The organism is Caballeronia sp. 11_S32 (genome assembly GCF_056930355.1).
The window spans coordinates 784,707-803,120 of record NZ_JBXOWH010000003.1; the positions used below are offsets into that span (position 1 = coordinate 784,707).

The window sequence follows — 18,414 nt, forward strand, 5'->3', positions numbered from 1 at the left end:
CATGTCCGCTACCTCATCCTCGCCCAACTCGCTCACGATCGCGCGCCCCGACGACTGGCATCTGCACGTGCGCGACGGCGCGACGCTCGCCGCCATCATGCCGCACACGGCGCGGCAGTTCGGCCGCGCAATCATCATGCCGAACCTGAAGCCGCCCGTTACGACGACAGAGATGGCCGGCGCATACCGCGAGCGCATCCTGGCCGCGCTGCCGAAAGAGGGCGCCAGTGCGCGCTTCGAGCCGCTGATGACGCTGTATTTGACCGACAACATGCCGCCCGACGAGATCCGCCGCGCAAAAGACAGCGGCTTCGTGCATGGCGTGAAGCTGTATCCGGCGGGCGCCACGACCAATTCCGACGCGGGCGTGACCGATCTCGCGAAATGCGCGAAGACGCTGGAAGCGATGCAGGAAACGGGCATGCCGCTGCTGGTCCACGGCGAAGTCACCGACGGCGACATCGACGTGTTCGACCGCGAAAAGGTGTTCATCGACCGCGTGATGACGCCGCTGCGCCGCGATTTTCCCGCGCTGAAGGTGGTGTTCGAGCACATCACGACAAAGGACGCCGCCGATTACGTGCGCGAAGCCGACGGCCCCATCGGTGCGACGATCACCGCACATCATCTGCTCTTCAACCGCAACATCATGCTGGTCGGCGGCATGCGGCCGCACTATTACTGCCTGCCTGTGTTGAAGCGCGAGACGCATCGCGTGGCGCTCGTCGAAGCGGCCACGTCGGGCAATCCGCGCTATTTCCTCGGCACGGACAGCGCGCCGCATCCGAAGGGCCTGAAGGAACACGCCTGCGGCTGCGCGGGCTGCTACACGGCGCTGCATGCGCTCGAGCTCTATGCCGAGACCTTCGACAAGGCCGGCGCGCTCGACAAGCTCGAAGGTTTCGCGAGCTTTTACGGCGCGGACTTCTACGGCCTGCCGCGCAGCACGGAAACAGTGACGCTGGAGCGCGCATCGTGGACCTTGCCCGCCGAATTCACCGCCGGCGACGCGACGATCGTGCCGCTGCGCGGCGGCGAATCGATCGGCTGGCGTTTCTCGGACGCGCATTGACATCGCGGACGTGAGCGCGGGCTTCGCCGATATCGACTGGTCGCGGCCCTGGCTTGCCTCGATCGAGGCGCGCGGAAGGCGCTGGCAGGCGGCGGCGCTCGCCGGTTACGCGGAGTATCTCGCGGTCTTGAACGAAGACGCGGCGTCGGCTGCGCTTTCCACCGGCCGTGGCGAGCTGCTCGCGTTCATCGCGCAGGATGAACTGCCGGCGGGGGCTTCCTACGAAGGCCACATCGCGCTGACGGGCTGCGTGCCGACACGCCACAATCTCCACGATTTTTTCAACGGCTCGATGTGGTTTGCGTATCCGCGCATCAAGGCGGCGCTCAACGCGCGCCAGGCGCAGCAGATCGATGCGCTCGGCATCGGCCCGACGCGCGGCGGCGTGCGCGACGCGCTCACGCTCTTCGACGAAAACGCGGTGCTCTTCGCCTGCGCCGATGCATCGCTCGCCGATGCGCTGCGCGGCTTCGGCTGGCGCGCGCTGTTCGTTGGGGAGCGCGCGGCGTGGGGCATGCGCTGCGAGGCGCGCATCTTCGGGCATGCGCTGCTGGAAAAGCTCGTCGCGCCGTACAAGGCGTGCACGGGGCACGCGTGGATCGTCGATGTTCCCGCTGACTATTTCTCCCTCGACGATGCCGCCCGCCGCGACCTCATCGACGAACGTGTCGCGCAGCGCCTGAACGCGGAACCGCTCGATAGCCGCGCGTTCGCGCCGCTGCCGGTGCTCGGCGTGCCGGGCTGGTGGGACGCGAACACATCGCCCGATTTCTACGACGATGTTTCCGTGTTTCGCCCGGGCCGCCGAGCTCGCGGATGCTAAAATCGATAGCTGCAAAGCAGGCTAGGCAATCGCGGCTTCGAAGGTTTCGGCCGGAGAAGGCGAGGAAAGTCCGGACTCCACAGGGCAGGGTGATGGCTAACGGCCATCCGTGGCGACACGCGGAACAGGGCAACAGAAAGCAAACCGCCGATGGCTCCGGGCGCAAGTCCGGAGATCAGGTAAGGGTGAAACGGTGCGGTAAGAGCGCACCGCGGACGTCGCGAGACGCTCCGGCACGGTAACCTCCACCCGGAGCAATTCCAAATAGGCAGGCGCGCATCTTCGCGATGCAGGACGGGGCCCCCGTTTCGTCTGCGGGTAGGAAGCTTGAGCGCGTCAGCAATGGCGCGTCTAGAGGAATGATTGCCACGCGCGGCCAGCTTTAGCCGGACGCGTGCACAAAATCCGGCTTATCGGCCTGCTTTGTCGTCGTTCAAAAGAGAAGAGCCGGCGTCTCGCGACGTCGGCTCTTTTCATTTCGGCGCACGGCCTGAATTTACGCTTCGACGATCTCGAAGGAATGCGTGAGCTCCGCCGACTTCGCGAGCATGATCGACGCCGAGCAATATTTGTCGTGCGACAGGTTGATCGCGCGCTCGACCGTCGCCGGGTTGAGGTTCTTGCCCGTCACCGTGAAGTGGAAATGGATTTTCGTGAAGACCTTCGGGTCTTCGCTCGCGCGATCCGCCTTGAGGGTGACCGAGCAGCCCTGGATTTCCTGGCGGCTCTTCTTCAGGATCATCACGACGTCGTAGGCGGTGCAGCCGCCGGTGCCGAGCAGCACCATTTCCATGGGGCGCGGCGCGAGGTTGCGGCCACCGCCTTCCGGCGCGCCGTCCATATTGACGAGATGGCCGCTTCCCGTTTCCGCGGCGAAGGCCATGCCGTCTTGTCCCATCCAGCTAACTTTGCATTCCATGCTCAGGCTCCAGCTGCTCAACGCGTCGTTTACAGAGGCTTCATTGTAACGGTTCGTGGAATTTCGATCGGTCGGGCCTTACGCGCTTCCACTGGTTGACGCCGCAAAAAACGACGAGACAGTTCCGTCGCTGAAGATGCGTGATCGATTGGAGTCAGCCCTCTAGATGCCACAGTCAAGGCAAATGCGCCAACGGTTCGTTTTTAAGTTATTGATAATAAGGTAAAAAGTATGGTTTCGCGCAAGCCGGTCTAAATTTCAAATTATGAAATTCACTTTCACTATGCAAATTCTCTTGCCTTGCAGCATGACCGTGCCTATACTCGTTCCTGTCTCCTCCACCTCCTCCTTGGTGGATTAAGCCCGAGCCTCAGTTGCTCGGGCTTTTTTTCGTCCCGTGCGGCCCGCGAACCAAAGCTTTTGACGCGGTGGCCAAATTCCCTTTATAATTCAAAGTTCTCTTCGCTCTACGCCCGCGAAGGGAGGCTTGTGAGAGCCTGCACGCGCCGTGGATGACACGAGCGCACTCATATAAGCAGGGCCGAGCAAGGCATGTTCAAAGGGCAGATTAAATTTTTGGATCGATCATGAAGACGTTTTCCGCAAAAGCCGAAGAGGTGACGCGCGAATGGTACGTGATTGACGCGACGGATAAGGTTCTCGGCCGTGTCGCCAGCGAAGTGGCACGCCGTCTTCGCGGCAAGCACAAGCCTGAATTCACTCCGCACGTCGACACCGGTGATTTCATCATCGTCGTCAATGCCGGCAAGCTTAAGGTCACCGGCAACAAGACCACGGACAAGAAGTACTATCGTCACTCGGGCTACCCGGGCGGCATTTACGAAACGACGTTCGGCAAGATGCAAGAGCGTTTCCCGGGCCGCGCGCTCGAGAAGGCTGTCAAGGGCATGCTTCCGAAGGGTCCGCTCGGCTACGCGATGATCAAGAAGCTGAAGGTCTACGCCGAAGCAACGCATCCGCACACGGCTCAACAGCCTAAAGCGCTCGAGATCTAAGGGGAGCCCACATGATCGGTAACTGGAACTACGGTACGGGCCGCCGCAAGAGCGCCGTCGCTCGTGTCTTTATCAAGTCGGGCAAGGGCGACATCGTCGTCAACGGCAAGCCCATCGCCGACTACTTCTCGCGCGAAACGTCGCTGATGATCGTGCGCCAGCCGCTGGAACTCACGAACCACGGCACCACGTTCGACATCAAGGTCAACGTGTCGGGCGGCGGTGAAACGGGTCAGGCCGGTGCGGTTCGCCACGGCATCACCCGCGCGCTGATGGACTACGACGCAACGCTCAAGTCGCAACTGTCGAACGCAGGCTTCGTCACCCGCGACGCGCGTGAAGTGGAACGTAAGAAGGTCGGTTTCCACAAGGCACGCCGCCGGAAGCAGTTCTCGAAGCGTTAAGCGCTTTGGCGTTTCGCCGGCCCGGGTCTCCCGGCTCACCGGCGAAGCTGCTGCAAAAACCGCCCGCACTCCGTGTGCCGGCGGTTTTTTCGTTTTGGCGCGTTCAGGCAGAAGCGTGTCGAATTTGCATATAGCCTCTTGATTTCATGGACATTCGGCACGATTTCGAGATCGGCCCTACAATATCGCTTAGAAGCTTAATTGGAGAATTCGAATGAGCGCTGTCAGCGACACCCCCACGACCGAAATGCCGATGCCGTTCGTCTTCACCGACGCGGCTGCGGACAAAGTCAAGCAATTGATCGACGAAGAAGGCAATCCGGATCTGAAGCTGCGCGTGTTCGTGCAAGGCGGCGGATGCTCGGGTTTCCAGTACGGCTTCACGTTCGACGAGGAAATCAACGAAGACGACACCGTGATGGACAAGGCGGGCGTGCAGCTGCTCGTCGACTCGATGAGCTATCAGTATCTCGTCGGCGCGGAGATCGACTATAAGGACGATATCAACGGCGCCCAGTTCGTCATCAAGAACCCGAACGCCACGACCACGTGCGGTTGCGGTTCGTCGTTCTCGGTTTAAGCGCGCATTTCCGGCGTTGTGAGAAAACGGAGCCTTCGTGGCTCCGTTTTTTCGTTAACGCGGATAGATCGCGCCCAGTACGCGATCGCCCGCCGCGCCCGTCACGGCCGGCAGATTGCCCGGTTCACGCGCGACGCAGCGCATCGCAAGCCATGCGAAGGCCAGCGCTTCCACTTGCTGCGGCGGCACGCCGAGCGCTTCGGTCGTCATGACGGGCACGCCCGCGACACCGCTGTCTTCGAGCGCCTGTTGCAGCATCGACAACAGCACCGGATTGCGCGCGCCGCCGCCGCACACGTACACGGCGCGCGTATCGGACGCGTGGCGGACGATCTCACGTGCGACGGTCATCGCGGTGAGTGCGGTGAGCGTCGCCTGGACATCGGCGGGGGCGAGGCTCGCGAACGCGGCGAGCTTCGCATCCATCCACACCGGATTGAACAGGTCGCGGCCGGTGCTCTTCGGCGGCGCCAACTCGAAGAAAGGCTCGTCGAGAAACGCGTTGAGCAGCGGCTGATGCACCTCGCCTTGCGCCGCGAATTTCCCGCCATCATCGTAGGGTCTTTGCAGATGGCGCAACGCCCACTCGTCGATCAACGCGTTGGCCGGGCCGCAATCGAAGCCGCGCACCTCGCCGTTCGCCGACAGAATCGTGATATTGCTGATGCCGCCGAGATTGCACACCACCCGCGTCTCGTTTTTCGCGCCGAACACCGTCGCGTGAAAAGCCGGCACGAGCGGCGCGCCTTGACCGCTGGCGGCGACGTCGCGGCTGCGGAAATCGGCGACGACGTCGATGTTGGTCATCTCCGCGAGCAGCGCCGGATTGTTGATCTGCCGCGTGTAGCCCCTTTCGGGCCGATGCCGCACCGTTTGCCCGTGCACGCCGATCGCGCGCACCTTCGTCGCCGAATAGCCGCTCATGCTCTGCAGCTCGTGGCAGCAGACGGCATAGCGCGTCGCGAGCGCGTTGGCCGCGAGCGCCTCGCGCTCGAGCTCGTTTTCGCCAGGCGCTTGCAGTTCGAAGAGCGCATCGCGCAAGCCCTTCGAAAAGGAAACGTGCGCCTCGCCGAGCACGACGGGCGGTTTGCCGGTCGCGAACTGCACCGCGACGCCGTCAACGCCGTCCATGCTGGTGCCAGACATCAAACCGAAGTACACGCCGTCTGCCTTGCCGGTTTCGATTGCTTCGGTTTTCTTTCCCACGCCGCTCTCCTCTTCGATGCCGTATTGCCGCGTTGCCGCGTCGCTTGCCAAGCGGCGATTATCCGCGTTACGGACCGAATCGTTAAGATGCGTCTAATGCGTGTCAGCATCACACGGCGCATTCCGAAGCTCGGAAAGGCGCGCAAAACGGCCCGAAACGACACGAAAAGGCGCGAACGACCGCGTCATCGCGTAAAATCCTGAGCCTGAACAAGCAATTGCGCGCGATTTTCATCATTTTCCGCGCGCGCCGCTTTCAACGAAGCGGCGTCTTTTCCGGCCGCGCCGCCGGATCGCAGCGACAGCGTCGAGGCACCATCTTGCCGCCGCGTCGCCAGCCATCGAACCCTTTTGACTTCACAAGCCGCAAGCATGACCACTGATTCCAACGCTTCTTCCGCGCCCGGCGCGCAGAGCTTCCCGATCACCGACGAAGTGAAGAGCGCGCTCGCCATCGCGAAGCGTGGCTGCGACGAACTGCTGATCGAAGACGAATTCGCGCAAAAGCTCGCGAGGAGCGCCGCGACGGGCAAGCCGTTGCGCATCAAGCTCGGTCTCGATCCGACCGCACCCGACATTCACATTGGCCATACGGTCGTGCTGAACAAGATGCGCCAGTTGCAGGATCTCGGCCATCACGTCATTTTTCTGATCGGCGATTTCACGTCGCTGATCGGCGATCCGTCCGGCCGCAACGCGACGCGCCCGCCGCTCACGCGCGAGCAGATCGAAATGAACGCGAAGACGTACTTCGAGCAGGCGTCGCTCGTGCTCGATCGCGAGAAAACGGAGATCCGCTACAACAGCGAATGGTCGATGCCGCTCGGCGCCGACGGCATGATCAAGCTCGCGTCGCGTTACACGGTCGCGCGCATTCTCGAGCGCGAAGACTTCACGAAGCGCTTCCAAAGCGGCGTGCCGATCTCGATCCATGAATTCCTGTACCCGCTGATGCAGGGCTACGACTCCGTCGCGCTGAATTCGGATCTCGAACTCGGCGGCACGGATCAGAAATTCAACCTGCTCGTCGGCCGCGAATTGCAGAAGCAGTATGGTCAGGAGCAGCAATGCATTCTGACGATGCCGCTGCTCGAAGGTCTCGACGGCATCGAGAAGATGTCGAAGTCGAAGAACAACTACGTCGGCATCAGCGAGAAGCCCACCGAGATGTTCGGCAAGCTGATGAGCATTTCGGACGTGCTCATGTGGCGTTACTTCGAACTGCTGTCGTTCCGCAGCATCGAGGAGATCGCGCGCTTGAGGAGGGAAGCCGAAGGCGGGCGTAATCCGCGCGACTTCAAGGTGATGCTCGCGCAGGAAATCGTCGCGCGCTTCCATTCGTCGGCGGATGCCGAGCGCGCGCTCGACGACTTCAACCATCGCGCGAAGGGCGGCGTGCCGGACGATATTCCGTCGGTGACGCTCGCGGGCGCGCCGCTCGCGATCGGCCAATTGCTGAAGCAGGCGGGACTCGTGCCGTCGACGAGCGAAGCGCTGCGCAACATCGAGCAGGGCGGCGTGAAGATCGACGGTGCGACCGTTTCGGACAAGGCGTTGAAGGTCGAGGCGGGCGAGTTCGTCGTGCAGGTCGGCAAGCGGCGCTTTGCTCGCGTGACGCTCTCGGCATGATCGCTCTGATACAGCGTGTCAAACGCGCCGACGTGCGCGTGGGCGAGCGCGTGACCGGCGCGATCGACGCGGGCCTGCTCGCGCTGGTCTGCGCCGAGCGCGGCGACAACGAAGCCGCCGCCGACAAGCTCCTCGCGAAGATGCTCGCCTACCGCGTGTTCAGCGATGCCGCCGGCAAGATGAACCTGTCCGTCTCCAACATGGACGGCGCGGGACAAGCGGGCGGCGTCCTGCTGGTGTCGCAATTCACGCTCGCCGCCGATACGTCGAGCGGCCTGCGCCCGAGCTTCACGCCCGCCGCGCCGCCCGACGAAGGCAAGCGGCTCTTCGATTACTTCGTCGAGCGGGCGCGCGCGACTCATCCTATCGTCGAGACGGGCGAGTTCGGCGCGGAAATGCAGGTCTCGCTCGTGAACGACGGGCCGGTAACGTTCTGGCTGCAAGTGCGGCCCTGATCTCGAAAAGCCTATGACGACCCAGATCCTTTTCATTCGACACGGCGAAACCGACTGGAATCGCATCAAGCGCATCCAGGGGCATGTGGACATCCCCTTGTCCGAACACGGTTTCCTGCAAGCGGAACAACTCGGTCAGCGGCTCGCGCGCGAAGGGCGGATGGATGCCGTCTATTCGAGCGATCTGCAACGCGCGCAGCAGACGGCGCGTCCTTTCGCAGATGCGCTCGGGCTCGAATTGCGGTTGTCAGAGGGGCTGCGCGAGCGTTTCTACGGCGCGTTCCAGGGCCACGACAGCGACGAGATCAACGACAAGTTTCCCGCCGAATACGTGGAATGGCAGACGCGCGACCCCGGTTTCGCACCGCCCGGCGACGGCGAATCGCAACGCGTGTTCTATCACCGCGTCGTGCATGCCATGGAGCCGATCGTCGCGGCGCACCCGGGCGGGCGCGTCGCGGTGGTCGCGCATGGCGGGGTGCTCGATTGCATTTACCGGTTCGCGATGAAGCTCTCGCTGCAGGAGCCGCGCAACTGGCCGCTGCTCAATTGCAGCGTGAACGTGGTGGACTATGCGGACGGCGGTGCGACGGTCGTCTCGTGGGGCGATATCAGCCATCTTTCCACCGATACCGACGACGATAGTCTGCGCAAGCGCGCTTAGCCGTTGTTCGTATCCCAGAGATCGCGGATCGGCCCCGCATCCGGCGCCGCGAGGCCGAAGTGGCGATACGTGAGCATCGTCGCGACACGGCCGCGCGGCGTGCGCTGCAAAAAGCCCTGCTGAATCAGATACGGTTCGAGCACGTCTTCGATGGTATCGCGCTCTTCACCGATGGCCGCAGCGAGATTGTCCACGCCGACCGGCCCGCCATCGAACTTGTGCAGGATCGCTTCGAGCAGCTTGCGGTCCATCAGGTCGAAGCCAACAGGATCGACATCGAGCATCTTGAGCGCCTTGTCGGCGACGTCGGCGGTGATCATGCCATTCGCTTTCACTTCGGCGTAGTCACGCACGCGCCGCAGCAGGCGGTTGGCGATACGCGGCGTGCCGCGCGAGCGCTTCGCGATTTCCAGCGCGCCTTCGGGCACGATTTCCGCCTTCAGCAGCGACGCCGATCGCGACACGATGCGCGCCAGTTCGCTCGCGTTATAAAACTCCAGCCGCGACACGATCCCGAAGCGGTCGCGCAGCGGATTCGTCAGCATGCCCGCGCGCGTGGTCGCGCCGACGAGCGTGAACGGCTGAAGATCCAGCTTCACGCTGCGCGCGGCCGGCCCTTCGCCGATCATGATGTCGATCTGATAATCCTCGAGCGCCGGATACAGGATTTCCTCGACGACCGGTGACAGCCGGTGAATCTCGTCGATGAACAGCACGTCGTTCGCTTCGAGATTGGTGAGCAGCGCGGCGAGATCGCCTGCGCGCTCCAGCACCGGCCCCGACGTCTGCCGCAGATTCACGCCCATTTCGCGCGCGATGATATGCGCGAGCGTCGTCTTGCCGAGGCCCGGCGGGCCGAACAGCAGCACGTGATCGAGCGCCTCCGAACGGCGCTTGGCCGCTTCGATGAAGATTTCGAGCTGGCCGCGCGCCTTTTCCTGCCCGATGTATTCATCGAGCTTGTGCGGGCGCAGCGCGCGCTCGAACGCTTCCTCGTTCGGCGAGACGGGCGAGGCCGAGATGACGCGTTCGGCGGCGAGTTTGTCGGTTTCGATCATGGGTCGATTGTACAGCGAGCTTTTTTGCGGCGAAGCTGGCCGAATGGCCTAGGCAATTACGCCTTCGACAGCGATTTCAGCGCCAGTTTGATCCCCTCCGACACGCCGGTTCCCGCCGGCACGTTCTTGATCGCGGTGAGCGCTTCCTTCTCCGAATAGCCGAGCGCGAGCAGGGCGTTGAGAATGTCGGATGCGTGATCCGACGCCGAAACAGCCGCCGCCGCCGAACCGAGATCCGCGCCAAGCTTGCCCTTTAGTTCGAGCAGCAAGCGCTCCGCCGTCTTCTTGCCGATGCCGGGCACGCGCGTGAGACGCGCCGCGTCCTGCGTCGTGACGGTCTGCGACAGTTCCTGCACGCTCATGCCCGACAGCACCGCCAACGCCATGCGCGCACCGATACCGCTGATTTTCAGAAGCTCGCGGAACGTCGAGCGCTCCTGCGCGGTGAGAAAGCCATACAGCAGATGCGCGTCCTCGCGCACGATCAACTGCGTGAGCAGCACCACCTTCTCGCCGGTATTCGGCAGGTTGTAGAACGTGCTCATCGGCACGTCGATTTCGTAGCCGACGCCGTTGCAGTCGACGAGCAAATGCGGCGGATTTTTTTCCAGCAGAACGCCGGCGATGCGACCGATCATGTTTTGGTATTCGTAGAAGAGATTTAGCCGATGAGCCTGCCGCGCCGCACGCGCAAGCCCTTCTTCGCGAGCCCCGGCGCGATGCCGCCCAAAGTCGCGAGACCCGTGCCGCCGTGCGCGTGGCAGATGGCCATGCCGAGCGCGTCGGCGGCGTCCGTGCTGGGCACGCCGGAGAGGCTCAGAAGCCGCACGACCATCTGCTGCATCTGTTCCTTCGTCGCGCGTCCATAGCCGACGACGGCCTGCTTCAGTTGCAGCGCCGTGTATTCGGCCACCGGCACGCCGCTCGCGACGAGCCCGCAAATGGCCGCGCCGCGCGCCTGGCCGAGCAAGAGCGTCGATTGCGGATTGACGTTGACGAAGACCTTTTCGATCGCCGCCTGATCCGGATTGTGCTGCGCGATGAGCGTCGAGATGCCGCTGAAGATCGTGTTGAGACGCGAAGGCAGATCCGCCTCGGCCGTCTTGATGACGCCGCTCGTCACGTAATTGAGCGTGTGCCCCGTCTTGTCGATGATGCCGAAGCCCGTCACGCGCAGGCCGGGGTCGATGCCTAGGATTCTCATTCGTTCGCGTTACGCGTTGTCAAAAAGGCGTCGTCAAAATCAAAATGGCCTGTTTGCGCCTTCCAGAGCGCAAACAGGCCAATCTTAAATGAAGCCGTGATGCTTAATGACGGAAATGACGCGTGCCGGTGAAGATCATCGCGACACTGTGCTCGTCGGCCGCGGCGATCACTTCGTCGTCGCGCATCGAGCCGCCCGGCTGGATCACGCAGGTCGCGCCCGCGTTCACGACGACGTCGAGGCCGTCACGGAACGGGAAGAACGCATCCGACGCCACCGCCGAGCCGTTCAGCGTCAAACCGGCGTTCTGCGCCTTGATGCCCGCGATGCGCGCCGAATCCACGCGGCTCATCTGGCCCGCGCCGACGCCGAGCGTCATGCCGCCGCTGCAGAAGACGATAGCGTTCGACTTCACGTACTTCGCAACGCGCCACGCGAACATCAGATCGTCCATTTCCTTCGGCGTCGGATGGCGCTTCGTCACGACGCGCAGTTCGTGCGGCTGCACGTTCTTCGCATCGAGCGATTGCACGAGCAGGCCGCCGCCCACGCGCTTCAGGTCGAACTTGTTGTGTCCATCGCCGAGCGCGATTTGCAGCAGACGCACGTTCTGCTTCGCCGCGAACACGGCGCGCGCCGCCTCGCTGAACGAAGGCGCGATCAGCACTTCGACGAACTGCTTCGCGACAGCCTGCGCCGCGGCTTCGTCGACTTCGCGATTGAACGCGATGATGCCGCCGAACGCGGAAGTCGGATCGGTCTGGAACGCCTTCGAGTACGCTTCGGCGGCGTTCGCGCCGAGCGCCACGCCGCACGGATTCGCGTGCTTGATGATGACGCAGGCCGGCGCGTCGAACGTCTTCACGCATTCCCACGCGGCGTCCGAATCCGCGATGTTGTTGTACGACAGCTCCTTGCCCTGCAGCTGCTCGTAGTTCGCGAGCGCGCCCGCCGGCACCGACAGATCGCGGTAGAACGCCGCGCTCTGATGCGGATTCTCGCCGTAGCGCAGGTCCTGCACCTTGTCGAACGCGAGGTTGAACGTGGCCGGATACGTGTTGCGATCCGAGTGCTGCAGCGCTTCGGTCAGGCTCGTCAGATAGTTCGTGATCGCGCCGTCATACTGCGCGGTGTGCGCGAACACCTTGGTCGCGAGACGGAAGTTCGTCTTGTAGCCGACGGAATTATTGTTCGCGCGCATTTCGTCGAGCACGGCGGAGTAGTCGGCCGGATCGACGATCACCGTCACGTCGCGATGATTCTTCGCCGCCGAGCGCAGCATCGTCGGGCCGCCGATATCGATATTCTCGATCGCGTCTTCCAGCGAGCATTCTTCCTTCGACACTGTTTGCACGAACGGATAAAGGTTCACGACCAGCAGATCGATGGTCGGAATGTCGTGCTTTTCCAGCGCGGCCATGTGCTCGGGCAGGTCGCGGCGCGCGAGGATGCCGCCGTGAACTTTCGGATGCAGCGTCTTCACGCGCCCGTCGAGCATTTCCGGGAAGCCGGTGTAATCGGCGACCTCGGTCACGGGCAGGCCGGCGTCGGCGAGCAGTTTCGCCGTGCCGCCGGTCGAGAGGAGCTTGACGCCGAGTTCCGACAGCGATTTGGCGAAATCGACGATGCCGGATTTGTCGGAGACGGAGATGAGCGCTTGCTTGATCATGATGAACACTGAAACCGAGAAGGGAAAACAGGCCGGACCAAGGCGCGCGCCCCAGTCCGATGAATCAAATCAATCCGTGCTGCTGAAGCTTCTTGCGCAACGTGTTGCGGTTGATGCCGAGATACTCGGCCGCGAGCGACTGGTTTCCGCCCGCCTGCTCGAGCACCACCTCGAGCATCGGTTTTTCCACGCACGAAATCACCATGTCGTATACGTCGTGCGGGTTGGATCCGTCCAGGTCCTGAAAATAGTTGTCGAGGCTCTGGCGGACGCATTGTTCGATGTTATGTCTGCTCATGCGGCAATCAATCGGTCTGTCGTGTTGTCGAGCCCGCCGCACGATTCTTCGCCGTCAGCGTCATCGGCGTCACCGGCCTCGTCCACATAGACGAGACGGTCCGACAACGCCTTTTGAGCGTCGAAGAATTCATTAACAGCGAGCAATTGTTCTTTGGTCGTGTCCAGCGTATTCATCCGGTGCCGGAAGGTGTTGGCGCCGGAAAGGCCGCGAGTGTACCAGCCGATGTGCTTGCGCGCAGTCCGAACGCCCGTGAATTCCCCATAAAAGGCGTAGTGATCTTCGAGGTGCTCGTTCATCACCTGCTGGATCTCGTCGATGCGCGGCGGCGGCAGGCGCTCGCCCGTCTTCAGAAAATGTTCGATCTCGCGAAACAGCCACGGACGCCCCTGCGCCGCGCGGCCGATCATGATGGCGTCGGCGCCGGTCGCGGCGAGCACGTCACGCGCTTTTTCCGGCGTGGTGATGTCGCCGTTCGCGACCACCGGAATCTTGACCGATGCCTTCACCGCCGCGATGGTTTCGTATTCCGCGTCGCCCTTGTAGAGATCGGCGCGCGTGCGGCCGTGGACGGTGAGCATCGAAATGCCCGCGTCCTGCGCGATCCTCGCGATGGTCAGCGCGTTCTTGTTCTCGCGATTCCACCCCGTGCGGATCTTGAGCGTGACGGGCACGGCGTCCGGCCCCACGCCAACCGCCTGCACCACGGCTTCCACGATGCGCGCGACGAGCGGCTCGTTCTGCAAGAGCGCCGACCCGGCCGCCACGTTGCAGACCTTCTTCGCCGGGCAGCCCATGTTGATGTCGATGATCTGCGCGCCGTTCGCGACATTGTGCCGTGCGGCTTCGGCGAGCATCTGCGGATCGGCGCCGGCAATCTGCACGGAGATCGGCTCGACCTCGCCCGCGTGGTTGGCGCGGCGCATGGTCTTCTCGCTTTTCCACAATTGCGCGTTCGACGCGACCATTTCCGACACCGCGTAGCCCGCGCCCATGCGCTTGCAGAGCTGCCGGAACGGGCGGTCGGTGACGCCTGCCATCGGAGCGACGAACAGGTTATTGCGCAGAACGTGTGAACCGATGGTGGGCATGAAGGCTAAAGGATCCGCGCTGGCGAAAGCGGTCCGGAAAGATTCGGAGCCGCGTCAGGCGGATGCAACGTTGCTGAAGGGGAAACGCGTATTTTAACGCGAAGCGGGTGCTGAAATTAAGAGCAATCGCATGCAAGTCTTTAAATCTTCTATGAAAGCACGGGCGTTCATAGAGGATAAGTGCTTCGGATTGGCCTAGACGATTGCCTATTTCCGTGCCTGATCAACGCCTCTGGCCGAACATCATCTGGCGGGCGAGCGCGGTTTTGAGCGGCGGCAGGAACTCGAGCGCGGTGAGGGCGAGGCCGCGCATCGCGGCGAGCGGCGGAAAATCCACCGTGAAGATGCGCGCGAGCGTATCCGTCGCGCCGATAGTCAGGCGCCGGTCCAGCGCGCGGCGCTGCGCGAAATGGGCAAGCGCGAGCGGGCGCGGGCCGTCGGCGGAAAGGGCGTCGGTGAGCGCGAGCGCGTCGCGCAGGCCGAGGTTCAGCCCCTGGCCCGCGACCGGATGAAGCGTCTGGGCGGCATTGCCGATGGCGACGGTGCGCCGGTCGACGAGCACGTCGAGCGCGGTCAGCCCGAGCGGGAAGGCGGCGCGGCCCGCGATGCGCGTGAAGCGGCCCATGCGCGTGCCGAATGCGGCGCCGAGCTCGGCGAGGAAGGTGTCGTCGTCGAGCTGCATGCGGCGCGCGGCTTCGTCGGGTGTGCAGCACCAGACGAGCGAGTAGTCCGCGTGCCGCTGGCCGCCGCAGGGCAGAAGCGCGATCGGACCTTCGCTCGTGAAGCGCTCCCAAGCGACATTTGCGCGCGGATCGGACACGCTCACCGTGCCGACGATGGCCGTCTGACCGTAATCGCGCGCTCGCCGCTCGCCGGGCGCGGTGACGTCGCTCTTCTGATAGAGCCCGCCTTCGGCATTCACGAGCACTTTCACGCGGATCGTGCGCTCGCCGCTCGCCGATTGCAGCGGCAGCGTGACGCTGTCGTGGTCCTGCAGCGGGGCGAGCGCGGAGGTATCGGTGAGCCAGTCGACCTTGGTCGCACGCACCGCATCTGCGAGCGCCCCGACGAGCGAGCCGTAGCGCACCACGTAGCCGAGCTCGGGCAACTCGTGCTCGTCGTGCTCGATCAGGGTCCGGCCGAAATGCCCGCGCTGCGAAACGTGAATGCGGCGAATGGGCGTGGCGTCGGCGGGAAAGCCGAGTGGCTGGAGCATCACGCGGCTGCCGTGCGAAAGCGCGAGCGCGCGCGGATCGTGCGCGGCGGCTTCGGGCGTGCGCGCGTCGATCAGCGCGATGGAAAGCCGCGAGGTCGCGCTGCGGCGCGCGAGCCAGCCCGCCAGCGCGAGCCCGACCGGCCCCGCGCCGACGATGGCGATGTCGTAGTCGAAATGCGGTTCGGTGCCTTGAACGTCGCTCATGGTCAGTTTGCGTTTGATTCGCGCATCAGCGCTTCGATTTCGTCGGCGGCGACGGGCACTTCGCGCGTGAGCAGCTCGCAGCCGTTCTCGGTGATGACAGCGTCGTCCTCGATGCGGATGCCGATGTTCCAGTATTGCTCGGGCACGTCGTCGGCGGGGCGCACGTAGAGACCCGGCTCGACGGTGAGCGCCATGCCGGGCGCGAGCATGCGCCACGGACGCGCGCCCTGCTCGTCGAGCGGACCGTCCGCTTCGCGATACTCGCCCGCGTCGTGCACGTCCATGCCGATCCAGTGTCCGGTGCGATGCATGTAGAAGCGCGCGTAGGCGCGTTGCGCGAGGACATCGTCGACGCTGCCGAATTTCGATTTGTCGAGAATGCCCGTGTCGAGCAGGCCTTGCGACAGCACGCTCAACGCGGCCTGATGCGGCGCGTCGAAGCTGACGCCGGGACGCGTCGCAGCGACGGCGGCGGCCTGCGCCGCAAGCACGATGTCGTAGAGCTCGCGCTGTGCGGGCGTGAAGCGGCCGCTCGCGGGAAACGTGCGCGTGATGTCGGACGCGTAGCCGTCGAGTTCGCAGGCGGCGTCGATGAGAATCAGGTCGCCGTCGCGCGCGATCGCGTTGCCCGCCGGATAGTGCAGCACGCAGGCGTTCGCGCCCGCCGCGACGATCGATCCGTACGCTGGCGCCTGCGCGCCGTGGCGGCGGAACGTGTACAGGAGTTCGGCTTCGATTTCGTATTCGCGCATGCCGGGGCGGCACGCGCGCATGGCGCGGCGGTGCGCTTCGGCGGAGATCGATGCGGCGCGGCGCATGATCGCGATTTCATGCGCGTCTTTGATGAGGCGCATCTCGTCGAGAAGCGGCAGCAGGTGCGCAGCCTTCGCAGGCGCCCGCACGCCGCTGCGGCTCTGTGCGCGCACGGCAGCGAGCCAGCCGCGCACTTGCGCGTCCAGTTCCGCCGATGTCCCGAGCGCGTAGTGCAGCGCGGGTTTATCGGCGATGAGACGCGGCATTTCCTGTTCGAGCGCGCCGATGGGAAACGCGGCATCGAAACCGAAGACGTCGCGCGCGGCCTCGGGGCCGAAGCGGAAGCCTTCCCACGTTTCGCGCTCGGCGTTCTTCTCGCGGCAGAAGAGCATGGACGCGGGCTCGCCCTCTTTCGCGCTCGCGTTCAGCACGAGCGTGGCCTCGGGTTCGTTGAAGCCCGTCAGATAGTAAAAGTAGCTGTCGTGACGGAAAGGGTAGTCCGTGTCGCGGTTGCGCATGACTTCCGGCGCGGTCGGCACGATGGCGACGCCGCCGCCTTGCGCACGCAGCGCGGCGAGCACGCGCTCGCGACGTGCGCGGTAAATTTCGACGGCGATGGGACTGGCGAGTTCGGTCGGTGAGTTCATGCGCCGATTGTAGCGCCGGCCCGGCGATGCCGGCACTCGGCCATTCGGCATAGGCCGTTCGGTCTCATGGCGCGCGGCACTCGCGCGCCGGATACTCATTCACCGGCGGGACGGTTGCGCACGCTGCCCGCGATCAGATCGAAGCGGAACAGGCGGCATTCGAGCGCGCCGTTGAAAAGCGGCGTTTTCGTCGATTCACGCAGCCGCATCAGGCCTGGCAGCTTGCGGTCGGACGTGAGCACGTAAGCGCGCCAGCCGGGAAAGCGCTGCTTGAGGGCGTTGCCGAAGGAGACGAAGAACTCCGTGTCGGCGGGGTCGGGCTGCGCGCGCGCGAATGCGTCGTCTTCTTCGCGGCGGGAGCGCGCGGTCTCGCGGATCTCGCCGCGCGGACCGCGGCCGCGCACTTCGATACGCTCGCCGTACGGCGGATTCGCGATGAGAATGCCGGGCGTGTCGGTCGGCGGCACCATGTTGCGGGCGTCGACCTGCTTGAGCGACAAATCGGTGATGCCGGCACGGCTCAGGTTCGCGCGCGCCTTTTCGAGCATGTCGCCGGAGATGTCGCTGCCGAAGATGCGCAGCTCGGCCTGTGATGCGCGCGCGGCGCGGCGTTGTTCGAGCGCGGCTGTCTTGAGCTTTTGCCACATGCCCGGATGGAACGGCTTGAGCTTTTCGAAGCCGAAGCGCCGATCGCTGCCCGGCGCGATGTTGAGCGCGGTCTGCGCCGCTTCGGCGAGGAAGGTGCCGCTGCCGCACATCGGATCGAAGAGCGGCGTGCCGGGCGTCCAGCCGGTGAGACGCAGGATGCCCGCCGCGAGATTCTCGCGCAGCGGCGCCGCGCCTTTGTCGAGGCGCCAGCCGCGCTTGAAGAGCGGTTCGCCGGAGGTGTCGAGGTAGAGCGTGCACTCGTTCACCGTGAGGAACGCGAACACGCGCACGTCGGGCTGCGCGGTGTCGATGCTCGGGCGCGCGCCGGCGACGTCGCGCAGACGGTCGCAGACGGCGTCCTTCACGCGCAGCGTCGTGAATTCGAGGCTCTTGACCGGCGATTTGATCGCGGTGAGGTCCACGCGCATGGTCTGGCTGGGCGTGAACCATTGCTCCCAGCGCTGGCGATGCGTGAGTTCGTAGATATCGTGTTCGTTGCGATACGGGCCTTGCGCGACCTTCAGGAGCACGCGGCTCGCGATGCGCGAATGCAGGTTCGCCGCCATGCCCGCGACCCAGCCGCCCCGGAAATGCACGCCGCCGGGCACCTGGGCACCGACGATCAGTGATCCGCCGCCCGACAGCGGGGCGCTCGCTACATGCCGCTCTCCGATCTCCGTGAGCTCGGCGGCGAGCGGCGCTTCGAGACCGCGCGGGCAGGGGACAAACCAGTCGAAGAGGGGGGAGGACATGAGGTGGTTTTGCTGATGTTCAAAGGCGGTATTGTACGCGGGGGAGCGACCTCGAACCTGAACTAGAAATTCGGATGTAACGTCTTGTCCTTGCGCGCTAACTTGG

The 18,414-nt window shown here is 64.1% G+C and carries 20 protein-coding genes and 1 other RNA gene; 9 read left to right on the forward strand and 12 right to left on the reverse strand.

Translation table 11 applies throughout. The features are described 5' to 3' along the window. Window position 1: 1 nt before the first annotated feature. The 3 genes from pyrC to rnpB all read left to right on the forward strand — a co-directional run bounded on the left by pyrC (window position 2) and on the right by rnpB (window position 2,324). The gene (gene pyrC / locus AC1Z32_RS15300) at window positions 2-1,072 is read left to right on the forward strand and encodes a dihydroorotase (RefSeq protein WP_483479440.1); all 1,071 of its coding nucleotides are present in this window, start codon (window positions 2-4) and stop codon (window positions 1,070-1,072) included. A gap of 10 nt (window positions 1,073-1,082) precedes the next feature. Further along, window positions 1,083-1,895 carry a DUF3025 domain-containing protein gene (locus AC1Z32_RS15305; protein WP_483479441.1) on the forward strand — a complete coding sequence of 271 codons (813 nt, stop codon included), beginning with the start codon at window positions 1,083-1,085 and terminating at the stop codon, window positions 1,893-1,895. 13 nt (window positions 1,896-1,908) lie between these two features. Further along, an RNA gene (gene rnpB / locus AC1Z32_RS15310) (RNase P RNA component class A) lies at window positions 1,909-2,324 on the forward strand. A 67-nt stretch (window positions 2,325-2,391) separates the two neighbouring features. On the opposite strand, the gene AC1Z32_RS15315 is transcribed toward rnpB, so the two are convergent. Next, on the reverse strand, window positions 2,392-2,814 hold the full coding sequence (locus AC1Z32_RS15315; RefSeq protein WP_014190403.1) for an OsmC family protein: 423 nt from the start codon (window positions 2,812-2,814) through the stop codon (window positions 2,392-2,394). Between the two features lie 587 nt (window positions 2,815-3,401). Here AC1Z32_RS15315 and rplM point away from each other — a divergent pair. The 3 genes from rplM to erpA all read left to right on the forward strand — a co-directional run bounded on the left by rplM (window position 3,402) and on the right by erpA (window position 4,814). Continuing rightward, the gene (rplM, locus tag AC1Z32_RS15320) at window positions 3,402-3,830 is read left to right on the forward strand and encodes a 50S ribosomal protein L13 (RefSeq protein ID WP_008351572.1); all 429 of its coding nucleotides are present in this window, start codon (window positions 3,402-3,404) and stop codon (window positions 3,828-3,830) included. Between the two features lie 11 nt (window positions 3,831-3,841). Continuing rightward, window positions 3,842-4,234, forward strand: coding sequence for a 30S ribosomal protein S9 (rpsI, locus tag AC1Z32_RS15325; protein WP_061117817.1), 393 nt, complete (start codon window positions 3,842-3,844; stop codon window positions 4,232-4,234). Between the two features lie 214 nt (window positions 4,235-4,448). After that, the gene (erpA, locus tag AC1Z32_RS15330) at window positions 4,449-4,814 is read left to right on the forward strand and encodes an iron-sulfur cluster insertion protein ErpA (RefSeq protein WP_483479442.1); all 366 of its coding nucleotides are present in this window, start codon (window positions 4,449-4,451) and stop codon (window positions 4,812-4,814) included. A 54-nt stretch (window positions 4,815-4,868) separates the two neighbouring features. Here erpA and AC1Z32_RS15335 read toward each other — a convergent pair whose 3' ends face one another. Then, window positions 4,869-5,999, reverse strand: a complete 1,131-nt coding sequence (locus tag AC1Z32_RS15335) for an anhydro-N-acetylmuramic acid kinase (RefSeq protein ID WP_483481640.1) — start codon at window positions 5,997-5,999, stop codon at window positions 4,869-4,871. A 206-nt stretch (window positions 6,000-6,205) separates the two neighbouring features. Next, window positions 6,206-6,409, reverse strand: a complete 204-nt coding sequence (locus AC1Z32_RS15340; protein ID WP_483479443.1) for a hypothetical protein — start codon at window positions 6,407-6,409, stop codon at window positions 6,206-6,208. Between AC1Z32_RS15340 and tyrS the strand changes: the two genes are divergently transcribed. From tyrS to AC1Z32_RS15355, 3 genes are read left to right on the forward strand one after another with little or no spacing between them, the layout of a single operon-like run. Then, a complete protein-coding gene (gene tyrS, locus AC1Z32_RS15345) occupies window positions 6,393-7,649 on the forward strand; it encodes a tyrosine--tRNA ligase (RefSeq protein WP_483479444.1) in 1,257 nt (418 codons plus the stop codon). The two genes, AC1Z32_RS15340 and tyrS, sit on opposite strands and share 17 nt — an antisense overlap. Further along, window positions 7,646-8,104 carry a D-aminoacyl-tRNA deacylase gene (dtd, locus tag AC1Z32_RS15350; RefSeq protein WP_483479445.1) on the forward strand — a complete coding sequence of 153 codons (459 nt, stop codon included), beginning with the start codon at window positions 7,646-7,648 and terminating at the stop codon, window positions 8,102-8,104. Before tyrS ends, dtd begins: the two co-directional genes overlap by 4 nt. A gap of 13 nt (window positions 8,105-8,117) precedes the next feature. Next, the gene (locus AC1Z32_RS15355) at window positions 8,118-8,768 is read left to right on the forward strand and encodes a histidine phosphatase family protein (protein WP_062606287.1); all 651 of its coding nucleotides are present in this window, start codon (window positions 8,118-8,120) and stop codon (window positions 8,766-8,768) included. Here the strand turns inward: AC1Z32_RS15355 and ruvB are convergent. The 9 genes from ruvB to AC1Z32_RS15400 form a co-directional block, all read right to left on the reverse strand. Further along, on the reverse strand, window positions 8,765-9,826 hold the full coding sequence (gene ruvB, locus AC1Z32_RS15360; RefSeq protein ID WP_008351556.1) for a Holliday junction branch migration DNA helicase RuvB: 1,062 nt from the start codon (window positions 9,824-9,826) through the stop codon (window positions 8,765-8,767). The two genes, AC1Z32_RS15355 and ruvB, sit on opposite strands and share 4 nt — an antisense overlap. Window positions 9,827-9,882: 56 nt before the next feature. Further along, window positions 9,883-10,464 carry a Holliday junction branch migration protein RuvA gene (ruvA, locus tag AC1Z32_RS15365; protein WP_483479446.1) on the reverse strand — a complete coding sequence of 194 codons (582 nt, stop codon included), beginning with the start codon at window positions 10,462-10,464 and terminating at the stop codon, window positions 9,883-9,885. 23 nt (window positions 10,465-10,487) lie between these two features. Then, window positions 10,488-11,030, reverse strand: a complete 543-nt coding sequence (gene ruvC / locus AC1Z32_RS15370; RefSeq protein ID WP_062606281.1) for a crossover junction endodeoxyribonuclease RuvC — start codon at window positions 11,028-11,030, stop codon at window positions 10,488-10,490. 103 nt (window positions 11,031-11,133) lie between these two features. Next, window positions 11,134-12,699 (reverse strand): bifunctional phosphoribosylaminoimidazolecarboxamide formyltransferase/IMP cyclohydrolase, encoded by a 1,566-nt coding sequence (purH, locus tag AC1Z32_RS15375; protein WP_483479447.1) that lies wholly within the window; start codon window positions 12,697-12,699, stop codon window positions 11,134-11,136. A 64-nt stretch (window positions 12,700-12,763) separates the two neighbouring features. Continuing rightward, window positions 12,764-12,997 carry a Fis family transcriptional regulator gene (locus AC1Z32_RS15380; protein ID WP_008351548.1) on the reverse strand — a complete coding sequence of 78 codons (234 nt, stop codon included), beginning with the start codon at window positions 12,995-12,997 and terminating at the stop codon, window positions 12,764-12,766. Beyond that, window positions 12,994-14,088, reverse strand: a complete 1,095-nt coding sequence (dusB, locus tag AC1Z32_RS15385; RefSeq protein WP_483479448.1) for a tRNA dihydrouridine synthase DusB — start codon at window positions 14,086-14,088, stop codon at window positions 12,994-12,996. The genes AC1Z32_RS15380 and dusB overlap by 4 nt, the downstream gene beginning before the upstream one ends. Before the next feature lie 223 nt (window positions 14,089-14,311). Continuing rightward, window positions 14,312-15,508: a UbiH/UbiF/VisC/COQ6 family ubiquinone biosynthesis hydroxylase gene (locus AC1Z32_RS15390; RefSeq protein WP_483479449.1), complete on the reverse strand. Its 1,197-nt coding sequence runs from the start codon at window positions 15,506-15,508 to the stop codon at window positions 14,312-14,314. Window positions 15,509-15,510: 2 nt separating this feature from the next. Beyond that, the gene (locus AC1Z32_RS15395; protein WP_483479450.1) at window positions 15,511-16,908 is read right to left on the reverse strand and encodes an aminopeptidase P N-terminal domain-containing protein; all 1,398 of its coding nucleotides are present in this window, start codon (window positions 16,906-16,908) and stop codon (window positions 15,511-15,513) included. 95 nt (window positions 16,909-17,003) lie between these two features. Further along, a complete protein-coding gene (locus AC1Z32_RS15400; protein WP_483479451.1) occupies window positions 17,004-18,308 on the reverse strand; it encodes a THUMP domain-containing class I SAM-dependent RNA methyltransferase in 1,305 nt (434 codons plus the stop codon). Window positions 18,309-18,414 lie beyond the last annotated feature (106 nt).